Origin of the sequence: Saccharopolyspora pogona, from assembly GCF_014697215.1 — a bacterium.
GTDB lineage: Bacteria > Actinomycetota > Actinomycetes > Mycobacteriales > Pseudonocardiaceae > Saccharopolyspora > Saccharopolyspora hattusasensis.
The window spans coordinates 6912253-6932346 of record NZ_CP031142.1 but is presented as its reverse complement, the minus strand read 5'-3'; the positions used below and the strand labels follow the sequence as shown (position 1 = coordinate 6932346).

Below are 20094 nucleotides of genomic sequence, written 5' to 3'. Positions count from 1 at the left end.
CGATGCGCAGATGGGAGGACGCGAAACAGTCCCTTCCAAACACGCGCATGACCGCCACCGCGACGCGGAACGCTGCACGTCAGAGGCAGCCGCAAGCGGCACGGCCGCTTGGCTCGTCCTCGCAACTCGCACCGTCAGGGGGTTCTCAGAGGTCGCCTGGCGAGGACAGCCCCGGTCCACGCGCAAGCCTGGGCTGTGAGGTTCCGCTACCGGAACCGGCCATCTGGGTGAGTCTGGAAACGGCCAAGAATCGACTACCCTCTGGAGGCGTGCGTAGTCCTGCCCTCACCAGCCGGTTGCGGCCCTTCACGTCCACGATCTTCGCCGAGATCACCGAGCTCGCCAGGCGGACCGGTGCGGTCAACCTCGGTCAAGGCTTCCCGGACACCGATGGCCCCGAGGGCATGCTGCGCGTCGCGCAGGAGGCGATCGCCAACGGCGTCAACCAGTACCCGCCGGGCCCCGGTGAACCGGACCTGCGGGCCGCGATCTCCGAGCACCGCCTGGCGCGCTACGGCATCGAGCACCGACCCGAGGACGAGGTGCTGGTCACCGTCGGTGCGACCGAGGCGCTGACCGCCGCGATGCTCGCCCTGGTCGAGCCCGGCGACGAGGTCGTGCTCATCGAGCCGTACTACGACTCCTACCCGGTCGCCGTCGCGATGGCCGGCGGGGTGCGCCGGACCGTCTCGCTGCGGCAGGGCCCCGACCACCGCTTCGAGCTCGACGTCGGGGCGCTGCGCGCCGCCGTCGAGCCGCAGACCCGCGCCCTGGTGCTGAACTCGCCGCACAACCCGACCGGCACCGTGTTCACCGATGCCGAGCTCGCCGTGATCGCCGAGGTTTGCCGCGAGAACGACGTGATCGCCATCACCGACGAGGTCTACGAACACCTGATCTTCGACGGCCGCGAGCACCACCCGCTGGCCACCCTGCCCGGCATGGCCGAGCGGACGCTGTCGATCTCCAGCGTCGGCAAGAGCTTCAGCGCCACCGGCTGGAAGATCGGCTGGATCTGCGGTCCGGCCGAGCTCGTCGCCGCCGTGCGCGCAGCGAAGCAGTTCATGACCTTCGTCGGCGGCGCACCGTTCCAACCTGCGGTCGCCCACGCCCTGCGCAACGAGCTCGACTGGGTCGAGCGGTTGCGCAAGGACCTGCAGCGCAAGCGGGACCGGCTCTCCGAGGGCTTGGCCGAGGCTGGCTTCGACGTGCTCGCCAGCGAGGGCACCTACTTCGTCTGCACCGACGTCCGGCCACTCGGCTTCGAGAACGGCGCCGAACTGTGCCGTTCGCTGCCGGAACGGATCGGGCTCGCCGCGATCCCGGTGCAGGTCTTCTGCGACAACCCGGAAGACGCCAAGCACCTGGTGCGGTTCGCCTTCTGCAAGCGCGACGAGGTCCTGGACGAAGCGATCCGCCGCCTCCACAAGCTCCGCTGACGCGACCGAAGTACCTCCCGGCTCCCCTTGGCCATAGCCACGCGGCATGGGTAGGTCGCCCGACGTCCTGCGGCGGTGCCCGGGCGCGGCTCCGATTCGCAGTGCGCGCAGGCTTCCCGATCAGGCAAGTTCGGGTGAGCGCCTCAGCTCAGGTGGTCGGTTGCTGTCATCGATCACCTCCGTAACCGAGGCAGACGAATCCGGCTTCGCCGTGTTCCGCTTGAGCCCCGGCCAGCGCCGCAGCCGCCGGGCGGCCCTCGCGGAGCGCTCGGTGCAGCGACACCATCACGCTGGCCGTGCGCTCGTCCGGGACCGGCACCACGCTGGCGATCACCGTCGCGGTGCCGCGCCCAAGGAAGGTCGTCGCCAGGCCGCTGAGCTGATCGCCGCGGCTGACCGCCGACCGACCCACGTCGCAGGCCGAGAGCACCACCGTCGTCGGGCCGCGGTGCAGCCGGTCCAGGTCGTAGGCGTACAGCGGACCGTCGGCGAGGTCGAGGCAGGACAGCAGCGGTTGGTCGTCCCGGAACCGGCCGTGCGCGGCGATGTGCACGACCCCCGCACCGTCCACAGTGGATAGCACTCGCTTCGTGGTGGCGTCGGCGCCGACCAGCAGCCGCCCGCCCGCGACCGCGTGCAGCCCTTGGACCTCCCGCTCGGCGTGGTCCAGGCCCGGGCCTGCCACCCACACCGGCGCACCGACCCGATCCGCGGACCGGGCATCCGATGCACCGCGCAGCCAGCACCGCAGCGACGGGCTCACGGTCACGCTGCGCCCGCGACACGCGGGCAACGCCGCCCACGGCAGCACATGCAGGCACCCCGTCGGGATCACGACGAGCGACCGGCCTCGTTCGAGCGCCGGCAGCACCGGCGCGAGCAGCTGCGCCTGCAACTCCTCGGCCGCGCGGCGGACACCCGTCTCGAAGATCGGCGCTGCGTGCCGCGCGACGCCCATCGCCTGCCGCGCGAGCAGGTGCCGAAGGCGGGCCGTGTGGGCCTCCGCGTTCGCCACCGGGCCCAGCACGTGCAGCCGAACATCACCGTCCACAATGGATATAGCGAACAGCCGATCATCGCGGGCGAAGAGGCTGAGCAGCACGGAATCGCCGAGCTCCGCGATGACGTCGTCGACGCCTCCCGGCACCCGCAGCCCGCTGGTGCGACCTCCCACCAGCATCGCGCGGTGGCGCACCTGCTCTTCCAGCTCGGCGATCGTCCCCAACGCCCGCTTCGGATCACGGCTGCCCTGCGCTTCCAGCACCGCAGCGCGCAGCCGCACCAATGCCGAGTTCAGCCTCGGATCCGCCGGTGGCTGCAGCACCCGACGGTGCAGCGCACTGCACCGCGACCGCTCCGTCCAGCGCAGCACCAATCGCGGATCACCGACTCGCAGTGCGGCACCAATCGCGGTGTCACCCAGTTCGGCCGCCAAACCGAGCGCATGCACGCGCAGTTCGAAGGCCGCCATGCCAGCCGCCTGGCCGTCCATGGCCTGCAACCCGCCCCGGCACGCCTCGAACACCCGATCCGGATCCCCGTCCTGATCGGCCAGCAAGGCCGCGGCCAGCCACCCCAACGCACGGTGCTGCGGAGGCGCCGCAACCTCGTCGTGCAGCGGAACGCACAACGCGAGGAGCTTGCGGGACAACGTGCGCATCCCGGCTTGTGCAGCGCACCGACCAGCCGTGAGCCGCAACTCTGCCGCAGGCCCGATCCACCCGGACTCTTCGCACGCGGCAGCTGCTCGCCGCGCTGCTCCGAGCGCGTAGCGCGAGCACTGCCCGCCGCGCAGCTTCGCCTGCCACCCGATGGCCGTCGCCAACGCCGCCCATGCTGGCCGTCGCTGCGCGCGGAACAGCTGTCGTGCGCTACCGGCGGCCTCCGCAGCGGCGACCACGTCGCCGGCCCGGAGTGCGCAACCGGCCAGCGCCAACCTGGTTTCGGCGAGCTGACCGGCCCGGCCGCAGGCGACCAGCCGGTCGGCCGCCTGCTCCATCGTCGCCCGCGCCTCGCCGATCAACCCGGCCGCCGCCAGTGCCTCCGCCCGGTCCACCAGCGCTTCCGGGTTCGACTTGACGTCCAGCCCGGCGGCAACCGCCTCCTCGAACAGCCGCAGCGCCCGCGGCAGATCACCGGCCCGGAACGCGACGCAACCGCGGTTGTGCCGGCAGGCCGCCGCCCGCGCGGTTCGGCCGTCCGAGGCGAAACCCTCTTCTGCGGCGGCAAGATCCGCCTCCGCAGCGGTCAACCTGTTCGTGTACAGGTTCGCCAGCCCTCGCCCCAGCAAGGCGTTCGCCATCCAGCGCCGATCGTCATCCGCCGACAGGCTCCGCAACGCCCGGGTCAGCTCCGCTCTCGCCTCGCAATGCTGACCGCCCTGGCAGTGCAGGAGTCCGCGCAGGCAAGCCGCCCGCGCCCGGTCCGCCGCGGGCAGCAACGGCTCGGCCGCCACCAGGTGCGCCCAGCTCTCACCCGTCGCGCCTCGCTCCAACTCGATCCACGCGAGCGTCAGCCGCAGCTGCGCGGCCCGCTCCGGTTTCGCGGCGCGGTTCGCTGCGGCCAGCCCGAGGCGGGCGTGCCGCCGCGCCTGCCGGACCCGGCCGCGCTCCACCGCTGCCACCGCCGCGATGTGCCTGGCAAGCACCCGGAGTTCGGCGTCGCCGGTGTCCGACAGCAGTTGCTCTGCCTTGCGCATGGCCATCTCCGGAGCTGCGTCGGCGTTGTCCCGCCACCACAGCGCCGCGGTGATCGCATCCGGCGGTGCCACCGCCGTCCCGGCGCTCAACAGACCAACCAATCGGCAACGGCGGGCGCCGACCGAACCGGTCGGAACACCACGCTGAGCGGACCGCGAGGCACGTCGGCCACCCGGAAAGCGCCGTGCTCGTCCAGGGAACCCGCGCATTCCCCGGCGGGATGGCGAAGCACGACCTCGCCGACCGGCGGCGCCTGACCCGCCCGGTTGAGCACCATCCCGGACGCCCGGTACAGGCCGTCCACGGTCGGGACCAGGTCGACCTCCAGCACCCGTCCGGGCATCGCGAAGGTCAGCACCCGCGGCTCCGGCTGCCCGGACCGGACCCTGGCCAGCGACTCCGCCGAGTCGCCGACGAGCTTCAACACCACCGGGTCCTCGATCGGCGAGCGCCGGGTCATGGCCGCGTACGCGCCCGCGAGGGCCTGCTCAGGAATGGGGTCGCAGGACTGGAACAGGTCGCGCAACCCACGCAGCTCCGCAGGAATCCGCTGGTTCATCCCGCCACCTCCTCCGGCATCTCGGCGGCCAGCATGCGTCGCCGCAACTCCGCCAGGCAGCGGCTCTTCTTCGGCCCGATCGTCCCGCGCGGCATCCCCAGCGCCTGGCTGACCTGCGCATAACTCGTCTCCGGCGCGACCGCCAGCACCCGCAGCAACTGCTGGCAGCGCTGCGGCAACTGGGCGAACGACTGCGCCAGCCGCGAACTCGTCATCGCCCGCAGCACCTTGTGCTCCGGATCCTCGGCGTAGTCCGGCGGCCCGAGGTCGCCGGAATCCAGCCCGACCGGCGATTCCCGTTGCCGCGCCCGGCGCAATCGCATCGACTCCCGCCGCGCGGTGGTCACCAGCCACCCGGACAACGACTCCGGTTCGCGCAGCCGCCCCATGTTCTCCGCCAGCAGCAACCAGGTTGCCTGGTAGATGTCCTCGGCGTCCGCGGTGTTCGCGGTGAACGCCCGCGACACGCCCCAGACCACCGGCGCGTTGCGATCCACCAACTCCTGCCACGCCCGCTGATCACCGGCCGCCGCGCGGCGAAACAGCACCGCGGACGTCCCGTCCTCCCCGATCTCGTGCACGACCAAGCACCTCTCACCGTTCGCGATCTTCGTGCTCCCGCGTAATAAGAGGAACGAGGGGTGCTTACAGATTCACTTCGCGCCAATTACCGCTCGAACGGGTAATGCTGACGGGCAAGATCGCGTGCCTCGTCCGGATCGCAGCCCTCGCGCAAGGCATTCGCAGCGGCGGCAGCCACCTGCGGCGCGGCGAAGGACGTTCCGCTCCAACGCGCATAGCCGAACCGACGCCCGCCGCCGGGGGCCAGCCGCACGAAGCTGCTCGTCACGTCCACCCCGGTCGCGGCGGCATCGACCCAAGTCCCGGAATTGGAGAACCCGGCGACCGCGCCGTCGTCACCGGTCGCCGCCACCGCGATCACCGACGGCAGCGCGGCAGGCCAGAAAGGCCTGGTCTGCGCGTGATTCCCGGCCGCCGCGACCACGACGGTGCCACGCCAGTTGCGCAGTTCGCCGCGCAAGATCGGAGGGCACCCGTCATCCGCGGTGTGACATCCGGCCGTCAGCACGACGACACCGATGCGTTCGCCGCGGGCCTCGGCCGAACGCCGCAACGAACGCAGCCCTGCCGCGACGGTGTAGTCGTCGGTGAACCCGAGCGAAGAAAGCACCCGGCGCGCCCGGATCACCGCGCCCGGCGCATGTTGCAGCACCACACCGCTGACGAACGTGCCGTGCCCCGCCTGGCGGTCCTGACCGGCGTCGCCGTCGGCGTCCAATTCCTCCGGCACGGCCTCGAACCAGGGCCGATCCCGGAACCACGGATGCGGATCGAACCCCGTGTCGAGCACGCCGACCACGACCGGCGGATCCCACTGCCGCACCGGCGGTTCCGGGAGCACCGGCCCGGGCAGCGCATCCGCCCCGGTCCCGAACATCACCGGCGTGCCGAACATGACCGGACAACCGAAGTGCACGTGGTTGACGGCGACGCTGGCCTCCCGGGCGAGGTCGACGCACCGGTCCCGCTCCGCGCCGCGCAACCGAACCCTGGCCAGCAGCAACTCGTCGTCGTGCTGCACGTCGTCGACCCAACGGCGGTACCGGTCGAGCACCGGACCCAGGACGCTGGCCGGCGCGATCAGCTCGCCCCGCCGCACCAGGCACTCGCCGCTCCCACCGGGATCGTGCAGCAGCAGATCATGCCCGTAGGCCGCCCACACCTGCTGGAGTTCGCCTACGCTGAGCCGAATTTCAGCTTCTTGATCCACAACGGACACTGTGCCGGGCGGCCTGTCCGTCCACAGCGGACACGCCGCCGTCGGTAGCCGGCTCACCCGTCCGACGGCGCGTGAGATCTTTCCCACTAGCCCGATTGCGTGGAGAATGCAAGACCGACCACCGATCTCGTCGCTGTAGGTGGCCCGAAACGGCCACCGCAGGTGGTTGAATGCCCATACCGCGCCGATCACCCCCCGGCGCGCCCGACGCCGACGCCGCGCACTTCCGCGCGGACCCGACCGACAGGCGGTGGTAACCGTGACGGGAACCTGCGCGCAGCGCGGTCCCTGGTCGCGGCTCAGCGCGCTCGCGGTACGGGCCGCGTTCATCGGCGGCCTGAGCATCGCCGGATGGCTCGGTGCGGCAGCAGCGGCCGATGCCCTTGAACTGCCCGAGAACGACCACCTCCGGGTCGAGGTGGAGCAAATCGTCCTCGACCCGATGGCGAACCCCGTCCCCGCGAACCCCGCCCCCGCGTGGCCCGAACTCGACCCGGTCGCGCGGCCCGTGGTCGAGAAACCCGAGATCGAACCGCCCCGCATCGAGGCCCCGGCGCCGCCGAACGCCGACCCCGATCAGCCCGCCGCGGTCACCGACGAAACCGACAGCGCCCCGCCGGTGCCGCCGCCACTCCCGCTGCCGGTCCAGCCGCGCACTGCCGCGCCGACCAGCAACGACCAGGCCGCGCCGCGGCCGAAGCAGTCCCCGGTCCCCGATGCGGGCGTTCGGATCATCCCGAAGCCGCGGGGCCCGGACTCGTCAGCCCCGTCCCGCGTCACCCCGCCAACCGAACCGGCACCGGAGCCTCCGGTGTCCCCCGCACCGGCCACCATGCTGTCCGCAGGATCGACCTCCTGGGGCGGCGGGCTGCGCGGCCTGCTGGTGATCCTGCCGGCCGACCCGAGCCCGTCCGGACCGGTGTCCACCGGCGTCGACAACCGGGAAACCCGGCCGACGACCGGCATCTTGTCCTTCGAACCATCGACGTCGCCCGACTGACGCTGCGCCGAGCCGCTGCGGCGGCAATCCTGGGAAACATCCGCACTCACCAAGCTCCGAGCCGGCCGTCTGCGCCCGGCCGGATCGGAATCGGGGGCGCCCCGGCCCATCCCCGGCAACGTCGATGACCAGACGCAACGCCGAGGACCGGGCCCGGTCCCCAAAGCCCCGGTGCCGCAATGCCCCTGCGGCACCGGGGCGGCGCCCGAAACCGCCCGTCGGCACGACGAGGGGCCGTGCCGACGGGCGGCCCACCGTTTTAGAGGTCGCGCAAATTGTGTGGTGAGGTCGGCGTCCGGCAAGCGGCGAAGCCGCTTCCCGCCCCCTCACAACTTGCACCGCCCCGGGTTCTCAGGCTGTGCCCACCCCGTCGGGGTTCTTGGCGAGGCCAGTCCCCAATGCCGCGTATTGGACATTCACGAATCGGGGCTCCCGGAGTCCAGACGGCGTCCGAGGTTCCACCACCAGCACCGCCACACAAGCCAATTTGCGCACAACTGTTCTCAGGCGATCGGCGCCGTCAGGATGGTGTTGCCGGGACCTTCGGGCACCGATGCCGTCGCCGCGGTTAGGCGGCGGATCGCCTCTTCCAGCTGGTCGCCCGGCAACGTGTACGGCACTCGCATCCAGCGCTCCAGCGACCCGTACACCGAGAAACGCGCCCCCGGTGCCACCCGCACACCGTGCTGCTCCGCGGCCACCGAAAGCCGGCTGCTGACCGGTGCTCCGATGTCGCACCACAGGGCCAGGCCGCCGTCAGGGACGCGGTAGCGCCAGTGCGGCAGGTGCTCGCGCAAGGCCGCGATGAGGCAGTCGCGTCGCTCGATCGACTCGACGCGCCTGCGCTCCAGCACCTGGTCGGCGTCCTGCAGCAGCTCCGCCAGCGCCAGCTGTTCGAGGATCGGGCTGCCGAGGTCCACCGCGGCGCGGCCGATCACCATGCGCTGCACGAAGTCCTCGGACGCGCGGATCCAGCCGAGCCGGAGGCCACCCCAGAACGACTTGCTGGCCGACCCGACGAGGATCGCCCGATCGGTGAACGCGGCCATCGGTAGCGGCGCTTCGGCGCCGGTGAGGTCGATCTCGGCGAGCGTCTCGTCGATGACCGCTGTCGTGCAGGTGCGGGCCAGCGCCCTGGCGAGCTGGGCCCGGCCGCCCGCATCCAGCCGGACGCCGGTCGGGTTGTGGAAGTCCGGGATCAGGTACGCCAGCCGCGGTGATGTCTGCCGCAGGCTCGCGGCGAGCAGCTCCACGTCCCAGCCGTCCTTGACCATCGGCACCGCGACGGGGGTCGCGTTGAGGCCGCGAATCGCCTCCAGCGCGTTCGGGTAAGTCGGGTGCTCGACGAGCACGCGTTCGCCCGGCGACACCAGCATCCGCAGCAGGAGCGCGAAGCCGTGCTGCGCCCCGTTGGTGACGAGGATCTGCTCCGGGACTGTCGGTAGCCCCCGCTTCGCGTAGCGCTCGGCGATCCGCTCGCGCAGCACCGGCAGGCCTTGCGGCTGGTAGCCGTGACCGGACAGGTGCTCTGCGAACCGCAAGCGCGCCCGATCCACCGCAGCGCACAGTTCCGGCGGTGCGCTCGGCGTGGCCTGCGCGAGGTTCAGCACCTCGGTGCCCGCGGTAGGGAACCAGCCGCCGTGGGAGTCGTTGTCGCGCTCCTGGTCCGGCAGCTTCACCCACGACCCGGCGCCGCGCCGGCTGGCCACGAAACCGTCCTCCCGGAGCCGGTCGAGCGCCCGCGCGATCAGGGTCCGGCTGACCCCGAGGGCATCGGCGAGCTCGCGTTCCGCCGGAAGTCGAGTCCCCGGCGGCAGTCGGCCGTCCAACGCCAGCTGCCGCAGCGCCGCGGCCAACGCCTGGGAGGACGGGCGTGCTGTTCCGTCCCAGGAACCGAGCAGCTCGACGAGCTTGCGGCCGTGGATGTGCGCGGACGGGGCGAAGACCATAAGGCCAATTGTAGTTGATTGGCTATCGCCTTTAAGGCCAATCCTGTTCTAGAAAGTCCTCATGGCCTCGATCTCAACCCCTTTGGACCTCTCGCCGCTCTCCATCCGGACCCGCCCGCTGCTCCGGCTCGGGCAGCTCATCGGCGGCCTGGTGCTCTACGGCGCCAGCATGGGGTTCATGGTGCGGGCGCAACTCGGCCTGGACCCGTGGGACGTGCTACACCAGGGCCTGGCGCAACGCCTCGGCTGGAGCTTCGGGGCGGTCACCGCGCTGACCGGCGTCGCGGTTCTGCTCGCCTGGCTGCCGCTGCGGCAACGGCCCGGCATCGGCACGGTCGCCAACGTTGTCGTCATCGCCATCGCGGTGGACATCACCCTGGGCCTCACCCCACCGATCGACGCGCTACCGGGGCAGATCTCGGTAATGATCGGCGCCATCGTGCTCAACGGCTTCGCGACGGCAGTTTACGTCGGCGCGCGGCTCGGACCGGGTCCGAGGGACGGGCTGATGACCGGCCTGCACGCCCGAACTGGCTGGTCGGTGCGCTTGGTCCGCACCTTGATCGAGCTCTGCGTCCTCGCCGCCGGGTGGCTGCTGGGCGGCACGGTGGGCGTCGGCACCGTGCTCTACGCGCTCGCCATCGGGCCGCTGGCCCAGTTCTTCCTGCGATTCGCGGCGGTCCGGGAGAAAAAAGATCTCTGCCCCTAGAGACATCCGGGATACCACGAAGTAGCATTGACGCCGTCCACCTGACCCCCAGGGGTGGACCTTGACGCCCCCGCACTCCCGGTAACCCCCAGGCCGGTTGAGCGCGGGGGCGTCCCTACTTGGTTTCCGCCTCGTCTTGCGCAGCGGTGCAGGTCAGGCTGGCGGATGCAGGCCTGACAGGTGGTCCCCGCTGGCACTGCGGGCGGGTCCGCCACTCGCCCATGGTCATCCCGGTCCGCATGTCCTCGGTGGCCTGCACGACGTACATCCGCGGCTCGCCGAGCTTTCGGAGTCCGCCGCAGGTGAGGCACAGCACGCGGGCTCGTCGTTGTCCGACATTCCTCGATCCTTCCACGGTCGCGAACGCGACCGGCTCGCGGTCAGATCGCGGCGATCGTGCCGGGTGCGCGTTCGGCGCGGCTCAGCGCCGCCGGCACGGCCGTCTGCCCGTGCCGGCGCACGGCCAGCTGCGAAAGCAGCGCGAGCACCGGACCGTAGACCTCCGACGGCAGCTCCGGCGTGGCGATGCCCACGCTCGTCGCCAGGTCATCGGAGTGCACCGCCATCTCCATCATCCGGGTGATCAGGAAGTCGTCGACGAGCAGCGTCCGCCCGGAGAAGGCCACCGCCCGACCCGGCGGCTCGGCGGGCAACGCGGAACGGAGGTCCTGCATGGCCGAGTCGATCTCCTCGACCAGCGCCGGCGCGCCCTTGGCCGCGATGTCCTCGCTGAACTCGCGGAGCCGGACGTTGACCTCCGCGTCGACGTCGGCACCGATCCACGCGCTCTTGGCGTAGTAGTCGGAAAGGGTCGAGGGGGCTGCCTCCGGCGCGGCAACGGCCAGCAACCTTTGGACGACGAGGACCTGGGAGGCCAGGTGCCCGGTCAGCCCGCGAACGCTGAACTCCGCCAACGCGCTGGGCTGGTCCCACGCCGCCGCGACCGCCGGATCGCGCACCAGTTCCGCGGTCGAGGCTGCCGCCTGCAGGTAACCCTCTCGGATTGCGCTCAGGCCCGCCCTTCCCGTATCGCTGCCGTCGATCAAGCTACCGCCGAGGCACGACAGTCATCAGGTCGGTCGAACGCCGTCTCCAGCCCGGTGGCGGCGAACGTTTCCGGACCAGTGCTCCGACGTCACAGGCTGACGACGGGCGCGGGAGCACTCACAGCGAGGTCTCGGCGAGCTTGCCACCCGACATCTCCAGGCGGCGGGTGGTTCGCACCGCATCGAGCATGCGGCGGTCGTGGGTCACCAGCAGGAGCGTGCCCGCATAGGAATCGAGGGCCGACTCCAGCTGTTCGATGGCGGGCAGGTCGAGGTGGTTCGTCGGCTCGTCCAGCACCAAGAGGTTGACCCCGCGCCCCTGGAGCAGGGCGAGTGCGGCCCGGGTGCGCTCGCCAGGCGACAGCGTGGCGGCCGAACGCAGCACGTGGCCGGCCTTGAGGCCGAACTTGGCGAGCAGCGTGCGGACCTCGGCGTTCTCGGTGTCGGGCACGGCCGCGCAGAACGCGTCGAGCAGCGACTCCGAGCCGTGGAAGAGCGCGCGGGCCTGGTCGACCTCGCCGACGACGACGCCGGAGCCGAGCGCCGCGGACCCCGCATCCAGCGGCACGCGCCCCAGCAGCGCGCCGAGCAGCGTCGACTTCCCCGAACCGTTGGCGCCGGTGATCGCCACGCGGTCGGCCCAGTCGACCTGCAGCGTCACCGGTCCGAAGGTGAACTCGCCGCGCCGCACCTCCGCTTCGCGCAGGGTGGCGACGACCGCCCCGGAGCGGGGCGCCGCCGCGATCTCCATGCGCAGCTCCCACTCCTTGCGCGGCTCCTCGACGACATCGAGCCGCTCGATGAGGCGCTCGGTCTGCCGTGCTTTGGAGGCCTGCTTCTCGGTCGTCTCCGAACGGGCCTTGCGGCCGAGCTTGTCGTTGTCGGTGCCCTTGCGGCGGGCGTTCTTGACGCCCTTGTCCATCCAGGCGCGCTGCACGTGCGCACGCGCCTCCAGCGCGGACTTCTTGTCGGCGTACTCCTCGAACGCCTCCCGCGCGTGCCTGCGCGCGACCGCGCGCTCCTCCAGGTAGGCGTCGTAGCCGCCGCCGTAGAGGTTGATCTGCTGCTGGGCCAGGTCGAGTTCGAGGACCTTGTTGACCGTGCGGGTGAGGAACTCGCGGTCGTGGCTGACGACGACGGTGCCGGCGCGCAGCCCGCGCACGAACCTTTCCAGGAGTTCGAGGCCCTCCAGGTCGAGGTCGTTGGTCGGCTCGTCCAGCAGGAACACGTCGTAGCGGGACAGCAGGAGCGAGGCGAGGCCCGCGCGGGCGGCCTGACCGCCCGAAAGCGAGGTCATGGCCTGGTCGAGCTCGACGAACAGGCCAAGCGAATCCGCGACGCCTTCGGCGCGTTCCTCCAGGTCGGCACCACCCAGGCTCAGCCAGCGATCCAGGCTCGCGGCGTACGCGTCGTCGGCCCCTGGCGCGCCCTCTGTAAGGGCCTGCGTCGCCTCGTCCATCGCGCGCTGCGCCGCAGCGACGCCGGTGCGGCGGGCGAGGAACTGGTTCACCGTCTCCCCTGGCCTGCGATCGGGCTCCTGCGGCAGGTAACCGACGATCGCGGTGGCGGGGGAAAGGCGCAGCTCGCCGCGCTCCGGCGGGTCGAGCCCGGCCAGCAGTTTCAGCAACGTGGACTTCCCGGCGCCGTTGGCCCCGACGAGCCCGATCACATCGCCGGGCGCGACGACGAGGTCGAGCCCGGTGAACAGGGAGCGGTCGCCGTGCCCGGCGGCGAGATCAGAGGCAACGAGAGTCGCAGACATCAGACCGCCGAGAATAACAACAGCCCCGGAAGCCCCCGCGGAAAGCAGGCGCCCCCCTCGCGGATCAAGCGCCCGGAGGCGATCGCGGCCAAGCTCGCCCGGCGCGGGCTGCCGATCGACCCGGTGTCGGCCCGCGAACACCTCACCGACATCGCCGGCGTGCGCGTCGTGTGCCCGTTCATCTCCGACGTCTACCTCGTCCGCGATCTCATCCGCCAGCACCAGATTGAGATCGTGCAGACCAAGGACTACATCGCCGCGCCGAAGCCGAACGGCTACCGCAGCCTGCACCTGATCATCAACGTGCCGGTGCACCTGTCCGACCGCACCGAGCAAGTGGCCGTCGAACTCCAACTGCGCACCATCGCGATGGACTTCTGGGCCGCCGTAGAGCACGAGCTGCTCTACAAGAGCGGGGGCGAGGTGCCGGAAAGCTTCGCCGCCGAGCTCAAAGCGGCGGCCGAGGCCGCTGCCGGACTCGACGCTCAGATGTCTTCGCTGCACGAACGCAGCGAGGGGGCGCCCGGCTAGAGCGTCCTGGTGCCGCGTCTACGAACCTTGATCGGCCTATTGATCATCACGCAGCCCACCCGCCATCCGGGCCGCCTTGGAGAGGTGCCGATTTCGCGCGAGATCGGCAGCACCCTCAATACCCGATCAACGTTGCTTGACGCGGCACTAGTTGACGACTAGAGCCGGGAGCTGGACCGCAGCGCCACCATGTGACGGACGCCCTCCGAAGCGACCTCGCCGCCCGACGGAACGCCTACTCCCCGGAAGACCGACTGAAACGAAACAGCCCCCGCCGAAACCGACGGGGGCTGTTTTCGCAGCTTACGAGCGGTGGCCAGGGGCGGGGTCGAACCGCCGACCTTCCGCTTTTCAGGCGGACGCTCGTACCAACTGAGCTACCTGGCCGATAGCGTCGGCTCAATGCCGTTCGCCTTGGCGACCCAGACGGGACTCGAACCCGCGACCTCCGCCGTGACAGGGCGGCGCGCTAACCAACTGCGCCACTGGGCCATGCTTCTATCTTCAGTTGTTCGTACCCCCAACGGGATTCGAACCCGCGCTACCGCCTTGAAAGGGCGGCGTCCTAGGCCGCTAGACGATGGGGGCTTGGCCGATTCGAAACCGACCCGGCCTTGCCTCCAACCGGCTTTCCCCTTTTCGGAGCGCCCCGTTGGCAGTGATGAAAGCTTACGACATGCCTTCAGCGCCCCCAAGGCGGGGGGTCCCTTAAGTCGCATGACACCCCCTCGCGACGCCGATCCGACGCGGGACCGCCTTCGATGATAGCCATTTGACCTGCCGCTTTGTTGGATCTTGGCGCCCCATCGCCGACGCAGGGTGGCGAGCACCCAGCACCCCGCGAGACGAGCCCTGGACCCGAAAAGCGCACAAATCAGACAGATGGCGATTTTGTGATCCGCGCCTCAAGATCGACCCGCCAGTTCGGGGTTCGCGCGCCAGTCCTCCCGGGCGACCCCGGCGAGCACCACGCGCCAGATCTCGCCGAAGCGGTCGGCCAGCCCCGCCGGCTCGTCGCCGACCGCGTGCGCGCCCACCAACGCCGCTTAGAGCACCCTCGCCGCCTCGGCCGGATAGGTGCCGGGGCGCAGCTGTCCCGCCGCCGCGGATTTCCGCACCATCTCGTCGAGCACCGGGTAGTCGAGCACCGCGTACCAGCCGTCGGACTCCGCCCCGATGTGCTGGCCAGCGCGCAGGACCACGTCGTGCTCCAGCCTGCGGGCAGCCTCACCGCTCAGGCCGACCAGCGTCGACAGCGGGTCCAGGCTTCGGCCGATCCACCGCTGCCGCATATCGGCCAGGCTCACCAGGTACTGCCGGGCCAGCGCCTCGGCCACCGCCTCCTTGGCCGTGAAGTGGAAGTAGAACGCGCCCTTGGTGATGCCGGAGCGCCGCAGGATCGAGCTCAGCGTGGCGGCCGCGTAGCCGATCAGGTCGACTCCTCCGCCGCGGCGGCCAGTATGGCGCGACGGGTGAGCTGGCCCGGTGCTGCTGCGGCATGGCACGACTCCGGCACGAAGAGGTCGTCCGCGATCCGCCGCCCGAGCGACGCGGTCCACGAACGGATGATCAACTACGCCACCGGAAGTTACCGCGAATCCGGCCATCCCGCCCACCGGGTTCGAGCCGGCGCCGACTTGCCGACGCCGCTCGACGAACGCCCCGAAAGCGCACCTCGGCGGCACGGCGGACGCCCGGTTAGCGCGTGACCGGCGGCTGTCCGTCGTCGTCGGGTGCCAATCCCAGCATGTCCAGCAGGAGCTTGCAGTCCTCGGCGTTCTCCGCGCTGCGGGCGACCGCCATCCTGGCCCGGTGCACCTGCTCCGACGAGATCCGCGAGGGCTCGCCGGTGCGCGGCGCGGGCACCGCGGACGACTGCCGCGAGGACCCGTCTTCCTGTTGCCACAAGAACTTCCGTACGTCCAGTGACCCGTACATGACGCCTCCCCGGCCTCGGGTTCCGGGCGCAATTTATCCACAGGTTGTCAACACCCGCAGCCCCCCAGAGAGTGAATTGACTTCGACGCAGAGTAATCACGTGGGGGACCTCGATCCACTTCGAATATTGCCCTGGTCACACCCCCCAGAGCCACCCCCGCCACGATCGTCCACACTGGACGTTCGGGACAGTTTGCGGCGGAATCCGCATCGAGTCGTGGCAGAAATCTGCCAGGAGGGAACTTTCATGAGCAGTCAGACGTTCGTAATTAGCGGCATGACGTGCGGCCACTGCGCCAAGTCCGTCACCGAGGAGCTCTCGGGGCTGCCGGGCGTCAGCGGCGTGCAGGTCTCGGTGGAGAGCGGGCAGGTCTCGGTGACCAGCGAGCAGGAGCTCACCCGGGACGCGGTGGCGGCGGCCATCACGGAGGCGGGGTACACGATCGCGGAGTGGCCCGGCGCGAACTGAGCAGCGACCGGGATGCAGCAATCCTGCGGCGAAAGCTCCCCACAACGGTCTGCGACGTGCCACAATCGGTCCGCTGACAGACCCCCGGTCAGCACCTGTGGAGATCCCCTCCGGCCCCCGCGTTCCTCCCCCTGGCGCGGGGGCCCTCCGCTTTCTCATCACGATCGCAAAAGCGCAGGTGGGAGCACTTTTCTGCGACTCGGCGAGCGGTGATAGGGCTCACAGCGACTCGCGGGACGCAACACAACCGTTATCGTGTGCCGGTGGCTCTAGGACGAACCAAGACCGGCCGACGGCAGCAGAAGTCTGCCCAGCCGGCCGAACCGGATCATGAGTTCGAGTCGTACCTGGCTGCGCTGGCCCCTGAGGAGAGCGTCGAATCCACCGGGTCCGGACGCCGCTTCGGCGCCTCACAGGTCTACCAGCTGCGGCTGCCCCTGATGGCCAACGAACGCCTGCGGGAGCTCGCCTTCAAGCAGGGCACCTCGCCGGCAGCGCTGGCCCGTGACTGGGTGATGCAGCACCTGGCGGACGCCGACGAGGAGCCGGTGCAGAGCGGCCCGGCACCGAGCGGCCAGGGGCCGGTGTGGCCCGGCGAGGACACGCAGCAGGGCTTCCGGCCCGCGCCGGAGTACGACGCGCAGGCAGGCTACGACGCGCACGCCGGTCACGACGTGCCGGCCGGTTACGACGTGCCGGCCGGTTACGACGTGCCGGCCGGTTACGACGTGCCGGCCGGTTACGACGCGCCGGCAGGTTACGACGCGCCGGCAGGTTACCCCGGCATCGAGGAGACCGACGAGATCACCGTGCCGCAGAAGCGGTTCCGGCGCTGATCCCCCCGAAACCCGACCCAACCCCCGACACGATCCCCGACCACTGACCTGATGGCCGGCGGAGGCCGCCCCCCGAGGCCTCCGCCGGCCCTTTCTATCAGGCCGGCAGGCCGAGTTCCCGGGCGATCAGCATGCGCTGGACCTCGCTGGTGCCCTCGCCGATCTCCAGGATCTTGGCGTCCCGGTAGAAACGCCCGACCGGCGTCTCGTTCATGAACCCGTAGCCGCCGAAGATCTGCGTGGCGTCCCGGGCGTTGTCCATCGCCGCGTTCGACGAGACGAGCTTGGCGATCGCGGCCTCCTTCTTGTACGGCTCGCCGCGCAGCATCCGCGATGCCGCGTCGTAGTAGGCCAGCCGCGCGGTGTGCGCGCGCAGCTCCATGTCGGCGACCTTGAACTGCATGGCCTGGTACTCGCCGATCTTGCGGCCGAAGGCCTCTCGTTCACCCAGGTAGCGCAGGCATTCGTCGACGCAGCCCTGGGCGAGGCCGACGCCGACCGCGGCGATCGCGACCCGGCCCTCGGTGAGCGTCGCGAGGAACTGGGCGTAGCCGCGGCCGCGCTCGCCGAGGAGGTTCGCGGCGGGCACCCGGCAGTCATCGAAGGACAGCGCATGGGTGTCGGAGGCGTTCCAACCGACCTTCGAATACTTCTTCGCGACGGTGAAGCCCGGGGTTCCGGCGGGCACGATGATCGTGGAGATCTCCTTGCCGCCGCCCGGCTTCTGCCCGGTGACGGCGGTAACCGTGACGAGGCCGGTGAGGTCTGTGCCGGAGTTGGTGATGAACGCCTTGGAGCCGTTGATCACCCACTCTCCCCCACTCTCGGCTTCGCTCGAGCGGGAGGTACCCCCTACGTCGAGCACCGCTGTGGTTTGGGTGCTGCCCGCGTCGGAGCCGCCGCCGGGCTCGGTCAGGCCGAACGCGCCGAGGATCTCCCCGGCCGCCAGGCGGGGCAGCCAGGTGCGCCGCTGCTCGTCGCTGCCGAACCGGTAGATCGGCATGACGCCCAGCGAGACCCCGGCCTCCAGGGTGATCGCGACGGACGAGTCAACGCGCGCCAACTCCTCCAGCGCCAGGCACAACGCGAAGTAGTCGCCGCCCATGCCGCCGTGCTCCTCGGGGATCGGCAGCCCGAACAGACCCATCCGCCCCATGATCTGCACCAGTGGGTACGGGAATTCCTCGCGTTCGTAGTAGTCGCCGATGACCGGGGCGACTTCCTTGCGGGCGAAGGTCTGCACGCTCTCGCGCAGGGCTTCGTGCTCTTCGCTGAGCCGGTGATCCACCATCGTTCAGGCCTCCTCTTCAGCGGCGAGGACAGCCAGCGGCTGGTCGAGTCCGACCGACTGCCCCTTCCTGGCGTGCACTTCGGTGATGACGCCGTCGATCGGCGCGGTGACGGTGTGCTCCATCTTCATCGCCTCGACGACGAACAACCGCTGTCCGCTGCGGACTTCCTGGCCGGGGCTCACCTCGGCGACCAGCACGGTGCCCGGCATCGGACTGGTCACCACGCCGTCCGACCGACCGGTGGCGCCGCCGCGCTCGGAAAGCAGGCGGTGCTCGGCGAGCGCCCAGGCGTGGCCGTCTGCGGCGAGCCAGGTGGTGCCGTCGACGTGCGCGTAGCGGTAGCGGCGGGTGCGGCCCTGGTAGGTGACGGTCAGGGTGTCGCCGTGCGCTTCGACCGAGGCCCGGTGGACCGCAGCTTCAATTGAAACTGCCGTTGCCGGGTCACCGTCGGGCACAGTTTCAATTGTTTCAATTGAAACTCCGGCGTCCCGGGCGCGGCCTCGCAACCGGACGCGGACCTCGTCGGCCGGGCCGGCGAAGCGCCAGGTGCTCCAGGCCGGTTCGCCGAGCCGCCAGCCGTCGGGGATGTCCCACGGATCGACGACCGGCTCGGTCGGTTCGGCGGCGAGCAGCCGCTCCAGGGCCGCGGCGACGTAGGCGTCGTCCGGTGTCGTGTTGCTCTTGGCGACGAGCGAGTCGAGATCGCGCTCGACGAGGCCGGTGTCCAGGCGGCCGGCCAGGACGTCGTCGTGCCTCAGCAGTGCGCGGAGGAACGCGACGTTGGTGTGCAGGCCCAGGACCGCCGTGTCGGCGAGCGCGGCGTCCAGCCGGCGCAGCGCATCGGCCCGGCTCGGCGCCCACGCGATGACCTTGGCCAGCATCGGGTCGTAGTCCGATCCCACGCGCCCGCCCGCGCGCACCCCGGAATCGACCCGGACGCCGGGGCCGGACGGCTCGTGCACCGCCAGGACGTCGCCGCCCGTCGGGAGGAAGTTGCGGGTCGGGTCCTCGGCGTAGACGCGGGCCTCGACGGCGTGGCCGTCGATCGACAGGTCCTCCTGTGCCCAGGGCAGCGGCTCTCCCCCGGCCACCCGGACCTGCTGTTCGACGAGGTCGACGCCGCGTTCCCCGCCGACCGAGGTGACGAGTTCGGTGACCGGGTGCTCGACCTGCAGGCGGGTGTTCATCTCCATGAAGAAGAACTCGTCCGGGCGGTCGGCGGAGACGATGAACTCGACGGTGCCCGCCCCGACGTAACCGACCGAGCGCGCCGCGTCCACTGCGGCGGCACCGATGCCGGCGCGCGTTTCGGCGTCCAGCAGCGGCGACGGGGCCTCCTCGACGATCTTCTGGTGCCGCCGCTGCAGGCTGCACTCGCGCTCGCCGAGGTGCACCACGTTGCCGTGCGCGTCCGCCAGTACTTGGACCTCGATGTGCCGCGGGCGGGTCACGAAGCGCTCGACGAACAGCGTGTCGTCGCCGAACGCCGAGCGGGCTTCGCGGCGCGCGGAGGCGATCTGGTCGTCCAAGGTGGACTCGTCGTGGATCAGCCGCATGCCCTTGCCGCCGCCACCGGCGGATGGCTTCAACAGGACCGGGAAACCGATCTCGACCGCCGCCGCGTGCAGGTCGGCGTCGGTCATGTCCGGCTCGCTGCGCCCGGGCACCACCGGGACGCCGGCGGCGGAAACCGTTTGCTTTGCGCGGATCTTGTCGCCCATCGACTCGATCGCGGTGGCCGGCGGGCCGATGAAGACGATGCCCGCCTGCGCGCACGCCTCGGCGAAGCCGGCGTTCTCGGCGAGGAACCCGTAGCCGGGGTGGATCGCCTGGGCTCCGGTGCTGCGCGCGGCGTCCAGGATGCGCTTGCCGTCGAGGTAGCTCTCGGTGGCCGGGCTCGGTCCGATGTGGACGGCAGTGTCGGCCTCGGCGACGTGCCGCGCGCCGCGGTCGGCATCGCTGAACACCGCGACAGAGCGGATGCCCAGCCGCCGCAGCGTCCGGATCACGCGCACCGCGATCTCGCCCCGGTTCGCCACCAGCACCGTGTCGAAGTGCTGCATC

General features: G+C 70.8%; 19 protein-coding genes and 3 tRNA genes. 6 read left to right on the top strand and 16 right to left on the bottom strand.

What is annotated here, in order from left to right; genetic code table 11:
• Positions 1–269 precede the first annotated feature (269 nt).
• Entirely contained in the window at positions 270–1439 is a 1170-nt protein-coding gene (locus tag DL519_RS32465; RefSeq protein ID WP_190820481.1) for a pyridoxal phosphate-dependent aminotransferase, read from the top strand.
• Between the two features lie 166 nt (positions 1440–1605).
• Here the strand turns inward: DL519_RS32465 and DL519_RS32460 are convergent, their stop codons facing one another.
• From DL519_RS32460 to DL519_RS32445, 4 genes are all read right to left on the bottom strand, one after another.
• Positions 1606–4227 carry a CHAT domain-containing protein gene (locus DL519_RS32460; RefSeq protein ID WP_223839845.1) on the bottom strand — a complete coding sequence of 874 codons (2622 nt, stop codon included), beginning with the start codon at positions 4225–4227 and terminating at the stop codon, positions 1606–1608.
• Complete coding sequence (locus DL519_RS32455) at positions 4224–4697, bottom strand: hypothetical protein (protein ID WP_190820479.1); 474 nt, start codon at positions 4695–4697, stop codon at positions 4224–4226. Before DL519_RS32455 ends, DL519_RS32460 begins: the two co-directional genes overlap by 4 nt.
• Positions 4694–5278, bottom strand: coding sequence for an RNA polymerase sigma factor (locus tag DL519_RS32450; RefSeq protein ID WP_190820477.1), 585 nt, complete (start codon positions 5276–5278; stop codon positions 4694–4696). Before DL519_RS32450 ends, DL519_RS32455 begins: the two co-directional genes overlap by 4 nt.
• An 86-nt stretch (positions 5279–5364) precedes the next feature.
• The gene (locus DL519_RS32445) at positions 5365–6489 is read right to left on the bottom strand and encodes a S8 family peptidase (RefSeq protein WP_223839843.1); all 1125 of its coding nucleotides are present in this window, start codon (positions 6487–6489) and stop codon (positions 5365–5367) included.
• A 268-nt stretch (positions 6490–6757) separates the two neighbouring features.
• On the opposite strand from DL519_RS32445, the gene DL519_RS32440 reads away from it, so the two are divergent.
• Positions 6758–7498 carry a hypothetical protein gene (locus DL519_RS32440; RefSeq protein WP_190820475.1) on the top strand — a complete coding sequence of 247 codons (741 nt, stop codon included), beginning with the start codon at positions 6758–6760 and terminating at the stop codon, positions 7496–7498.
• Between the two features lie 503 nt (positions 7499–8001).
• Here DL519_RS32440 and yczR read toward each other — a convergent pair.
• Complete coding sequence (gene yczR, locus DL519_RS32435) at positions 8002–9447, bottom strand: MocR-like transcription factor YczR (protein WP_190820473.1); 1446 nt, start codon at positions 9445–9447, stop codon at positions 8002–8004.
• Positions 9448–9508: 61 nt separating this feature from the next.
• Here yczR and yczE point away from each other — a divergent pair, with 61 nt between their 5' ends.
• On the top strand, positions 9509–10156 hold the full coding sequence (yczE, locus tag DL519_RS32430; RefSeq protein WP_223839842.1) for a membrane protein YczE: 648 nt from the start codon (positions 9509–9511) through the stop codon (positions 10154–10156).
• Between the two features lie 115 nt (positions 10157–10271).
• On the opposite strand, the gene DL519_RS32425 is transcribed toward yczE, so the two are convergent.
• From DL519_RS32425 to DL519_RS32415, 3 genes are all read right to left on the bottom strand, one after another.
• Positions 10272–10472, bottom strand: a complete 201-nt coding sequence (locus tag DL519_RS32425) for a hypothetical protein (RefSeq protein ID WP_223839841.1) — start codon at positions 10470–10472, stop codon at positions 10272–10274.
• Positions 10473–10536: 64 nt separating this feature from the next.
• Positions 10537–11202: a maleylpyruvate isomerase N-terminal domain-containing protein gene (locus DL519_RS32420; protein WP_223839840.1), complete on the bottom strand. Its 666-nt coding sequence runs from the start codon at positions 11200–11202 to the stop codon at positions 10537–10539.
• 118 nt (positions 11203–11320) lie between these two features.
• Positions 11321–12964 (bottom strand): ABC-F family ATP-binding cassette domain-containing protein, encoded by a 1644-nt coding sequence (locus DL519_RS32415; protein WP_190820469.1) that lies wholly within the window; start codon positions 12962–12964, stop codon positions 11321–11323.
• On the opposite strand from DL519_RS32415, the gene DL519_RS32410 reads away from it, so the two are divergent.
• A complete protein-coding gene (locus tag DL519_RS32410; RefSeq protein WP_223839839.1) occupies positions 12923–13495 on the top strand; it encodes a GTP pyrophosphokinase in 573 nt (190 codons plus the stop codon). The genes DL519_RS32415 and DL519_RS32410 overlap by 42 nt on opposite strands.
• 313 nt (positions 13496–13808) lie before the next feature.
• On the opposite strand, the gene DL519_RS32405 is transcribed toward DL519_RS32410, so the two are convergent.
• The 6 genes from DL519_RS32405 to DL519_RS32385 all read right to left on the bottom strand — a co-directional run bounded on the left by DL519_RS32405 (position 13809) and on the right by DL519_RS32385 (position 15433).
• A tRNA-Phe gene (locus DL519_RS32405) sits at positions 13809–13882 on the bottom strand.
• A gap of 28 nt (positions 13883–13910) precedes the next feature.
• Positions 13911–13987 (bottom strand) — tRNA-Asp (locus DL519_RS32400).
• 23 nt (positions 13988–14010) lie between these two features.
• Positions 14011–14083, bottom strand: a tRNA-Glu gene (locus DL519_RS32395).
• A 317-nt stretch (positions 14084–14400) separates the two neighbouring features.
• Positions 14401–14532 (bottom strand): hypothetical protein, encoded by a 132-nt coding sequence (locus DL519_RS49100; protein ID WP_263399744.1) that lies wholly within the window; start codon positions 14530–14532, stop codon positions 14401–14403.
• Positions 14533–14541: 9 nt separating this feature from the next.
• Positions 14542–15000: a TetR/AcrR family transcriptional regulator gene (locus DL519_RS32390; protein WP_223839838.1), complete on the bottom strand. Its 459-nt coding sequence runs from the start codon at positions 14998–15000 to the stop codon at positions 14542–14544.
• Positions 15001–15193: 193 nt separating this feature from the next.
• Positions 15194–15433, bottom strand: a complete 240-nt coding sequence (locus DL519_RS32385) for a hypothetical protein (RefSeq protein ID WP_190820467.1) — start codon at positions 15431–15433, stop codon at positions 15194–15196.
• A 247-nt stretch (positions 15434–15680) separates the two neighbouring features.
• Between DL519_RS32385 and DL519_RS32380 the strand changes: the two genes are divergently transcribed.
• Together DL519_RS32380 and DL519_RS32375 are read left to right on the top strand one after the other, a co-directional pair.
• Positions 15681–15902 (top strand): heavy-metal-associated domain-containing protein, encoded by a 222-nt coding sequence (locus DL519_RS32380; RefSeq protein ID WP_190820465.1) that lies wholly within the window; start codon positions 15681–15683, stop codon positions 15900–15902.
• Between the two features lie 263 nt (positions 15903–16165).
• Positions 16166–16738, top strand: a complete 573-nt coding sequence (locus DL519_RS32375) for a hypothetical protein (RefSeq protein ID WP_190820463.1) — start codon at positions 16166–16168, stop codon at positions 16736–16738.
• 97 nt (positions 16739–16835) lie between these two features.
• Here DL519_RS32375 and DL519_RS32370 read toward each other — a convergent pair whose 3' ends face one another.
• Together DL519_RS32370 and DL519_RS32365 are read right to left on the bottom strand one after the other, a co-directional pair.
• On the bottom strand, positions 16836–18029 hold the full coding sequence (locus DL519_RS32370) for an acyl-CoA dehydrogenase family protein (protein WP_190820461.1): 1194 nt from the start codon (positions 18027–18029) through the stop codon (positions 16836–16838).
• Between the two features lie 3 nt (positions 18030–18032).
• On the bottom strand, positions 18033–20093 hold the full coding sequence (locus DL519_RS32365; protein WP_190820459.1) for an acetyl-CoA carboxylase biotin carboxylase subunit: 2061 nt from the start codon (positions 20091–20093) through the stop codon (positions 18033–18035).
• Position 20094: the final 1 nt, after the last annotated feature.

What these genes read in the sequence shown, in the direction of transcription:
- DL519_RS32455 (WP_190820479.1), bottom strand. Translation starts at nt 4,697, where the DNA reads ATGAACCAGCGGATTCCTGCGGAGCTGCGTGGGTTGCGCGACCTGTTC.
- DL519_RS32380 (WP_190820465.1), top strand. Translation starts at nt 15,681, where the DNA reads ATGAGCAGTCAGACGTTCGTAATTAGCGGCATGACGTGCGGCCACTGC.
- DL519_RS32370 (WP_190820461.1), bottom strand. Translation starts at nt 18,029, where the DNA reads ATGGTGGATCACCGGCTCAGCGAAGAGCACGAAGCCCTGCGCGAGAGC.
- DL519_RS32415 (WP_190820469.1), bottom strand. Translation starts at nt 12,964, where the DNA reads ATGTCTGCGACTCTCGTTGCCTCTGATCTCGCCGCCGGGCACGGCGAC.
- DL519_RS32365 (WP_190820459.1), bottom strand. Translation starts at nt 20,093, where the DNA reads ATGCAGCACTTCGACACGGTGCTGGTGGCGAACCGGGGCGAGATCGCG.
- yczR (WP_190820473.1), bottom strand. Translation starts at nt 9,447, where the DNA reads ATGGTCTTCGCCCCGTCCGCGCACATCCACGGCCGCAAGCTCGTCGAG.
- yczE (WP_223839842.1), top strand. Translation starts at nt 9,509, where the DNA reads ATGGCCTCGATCTCAACCCCTTTGGACCTCTCGCCGCTCTCCATCCGG.
- DL519_RS32385 (WP_190820467.1), bottom strand. Translation starts at nt 15,433, where the DNA reads ATGTACGGGTCACTGGACGTACGGAAGTTCTTGTGGCAACAGGAAGAC.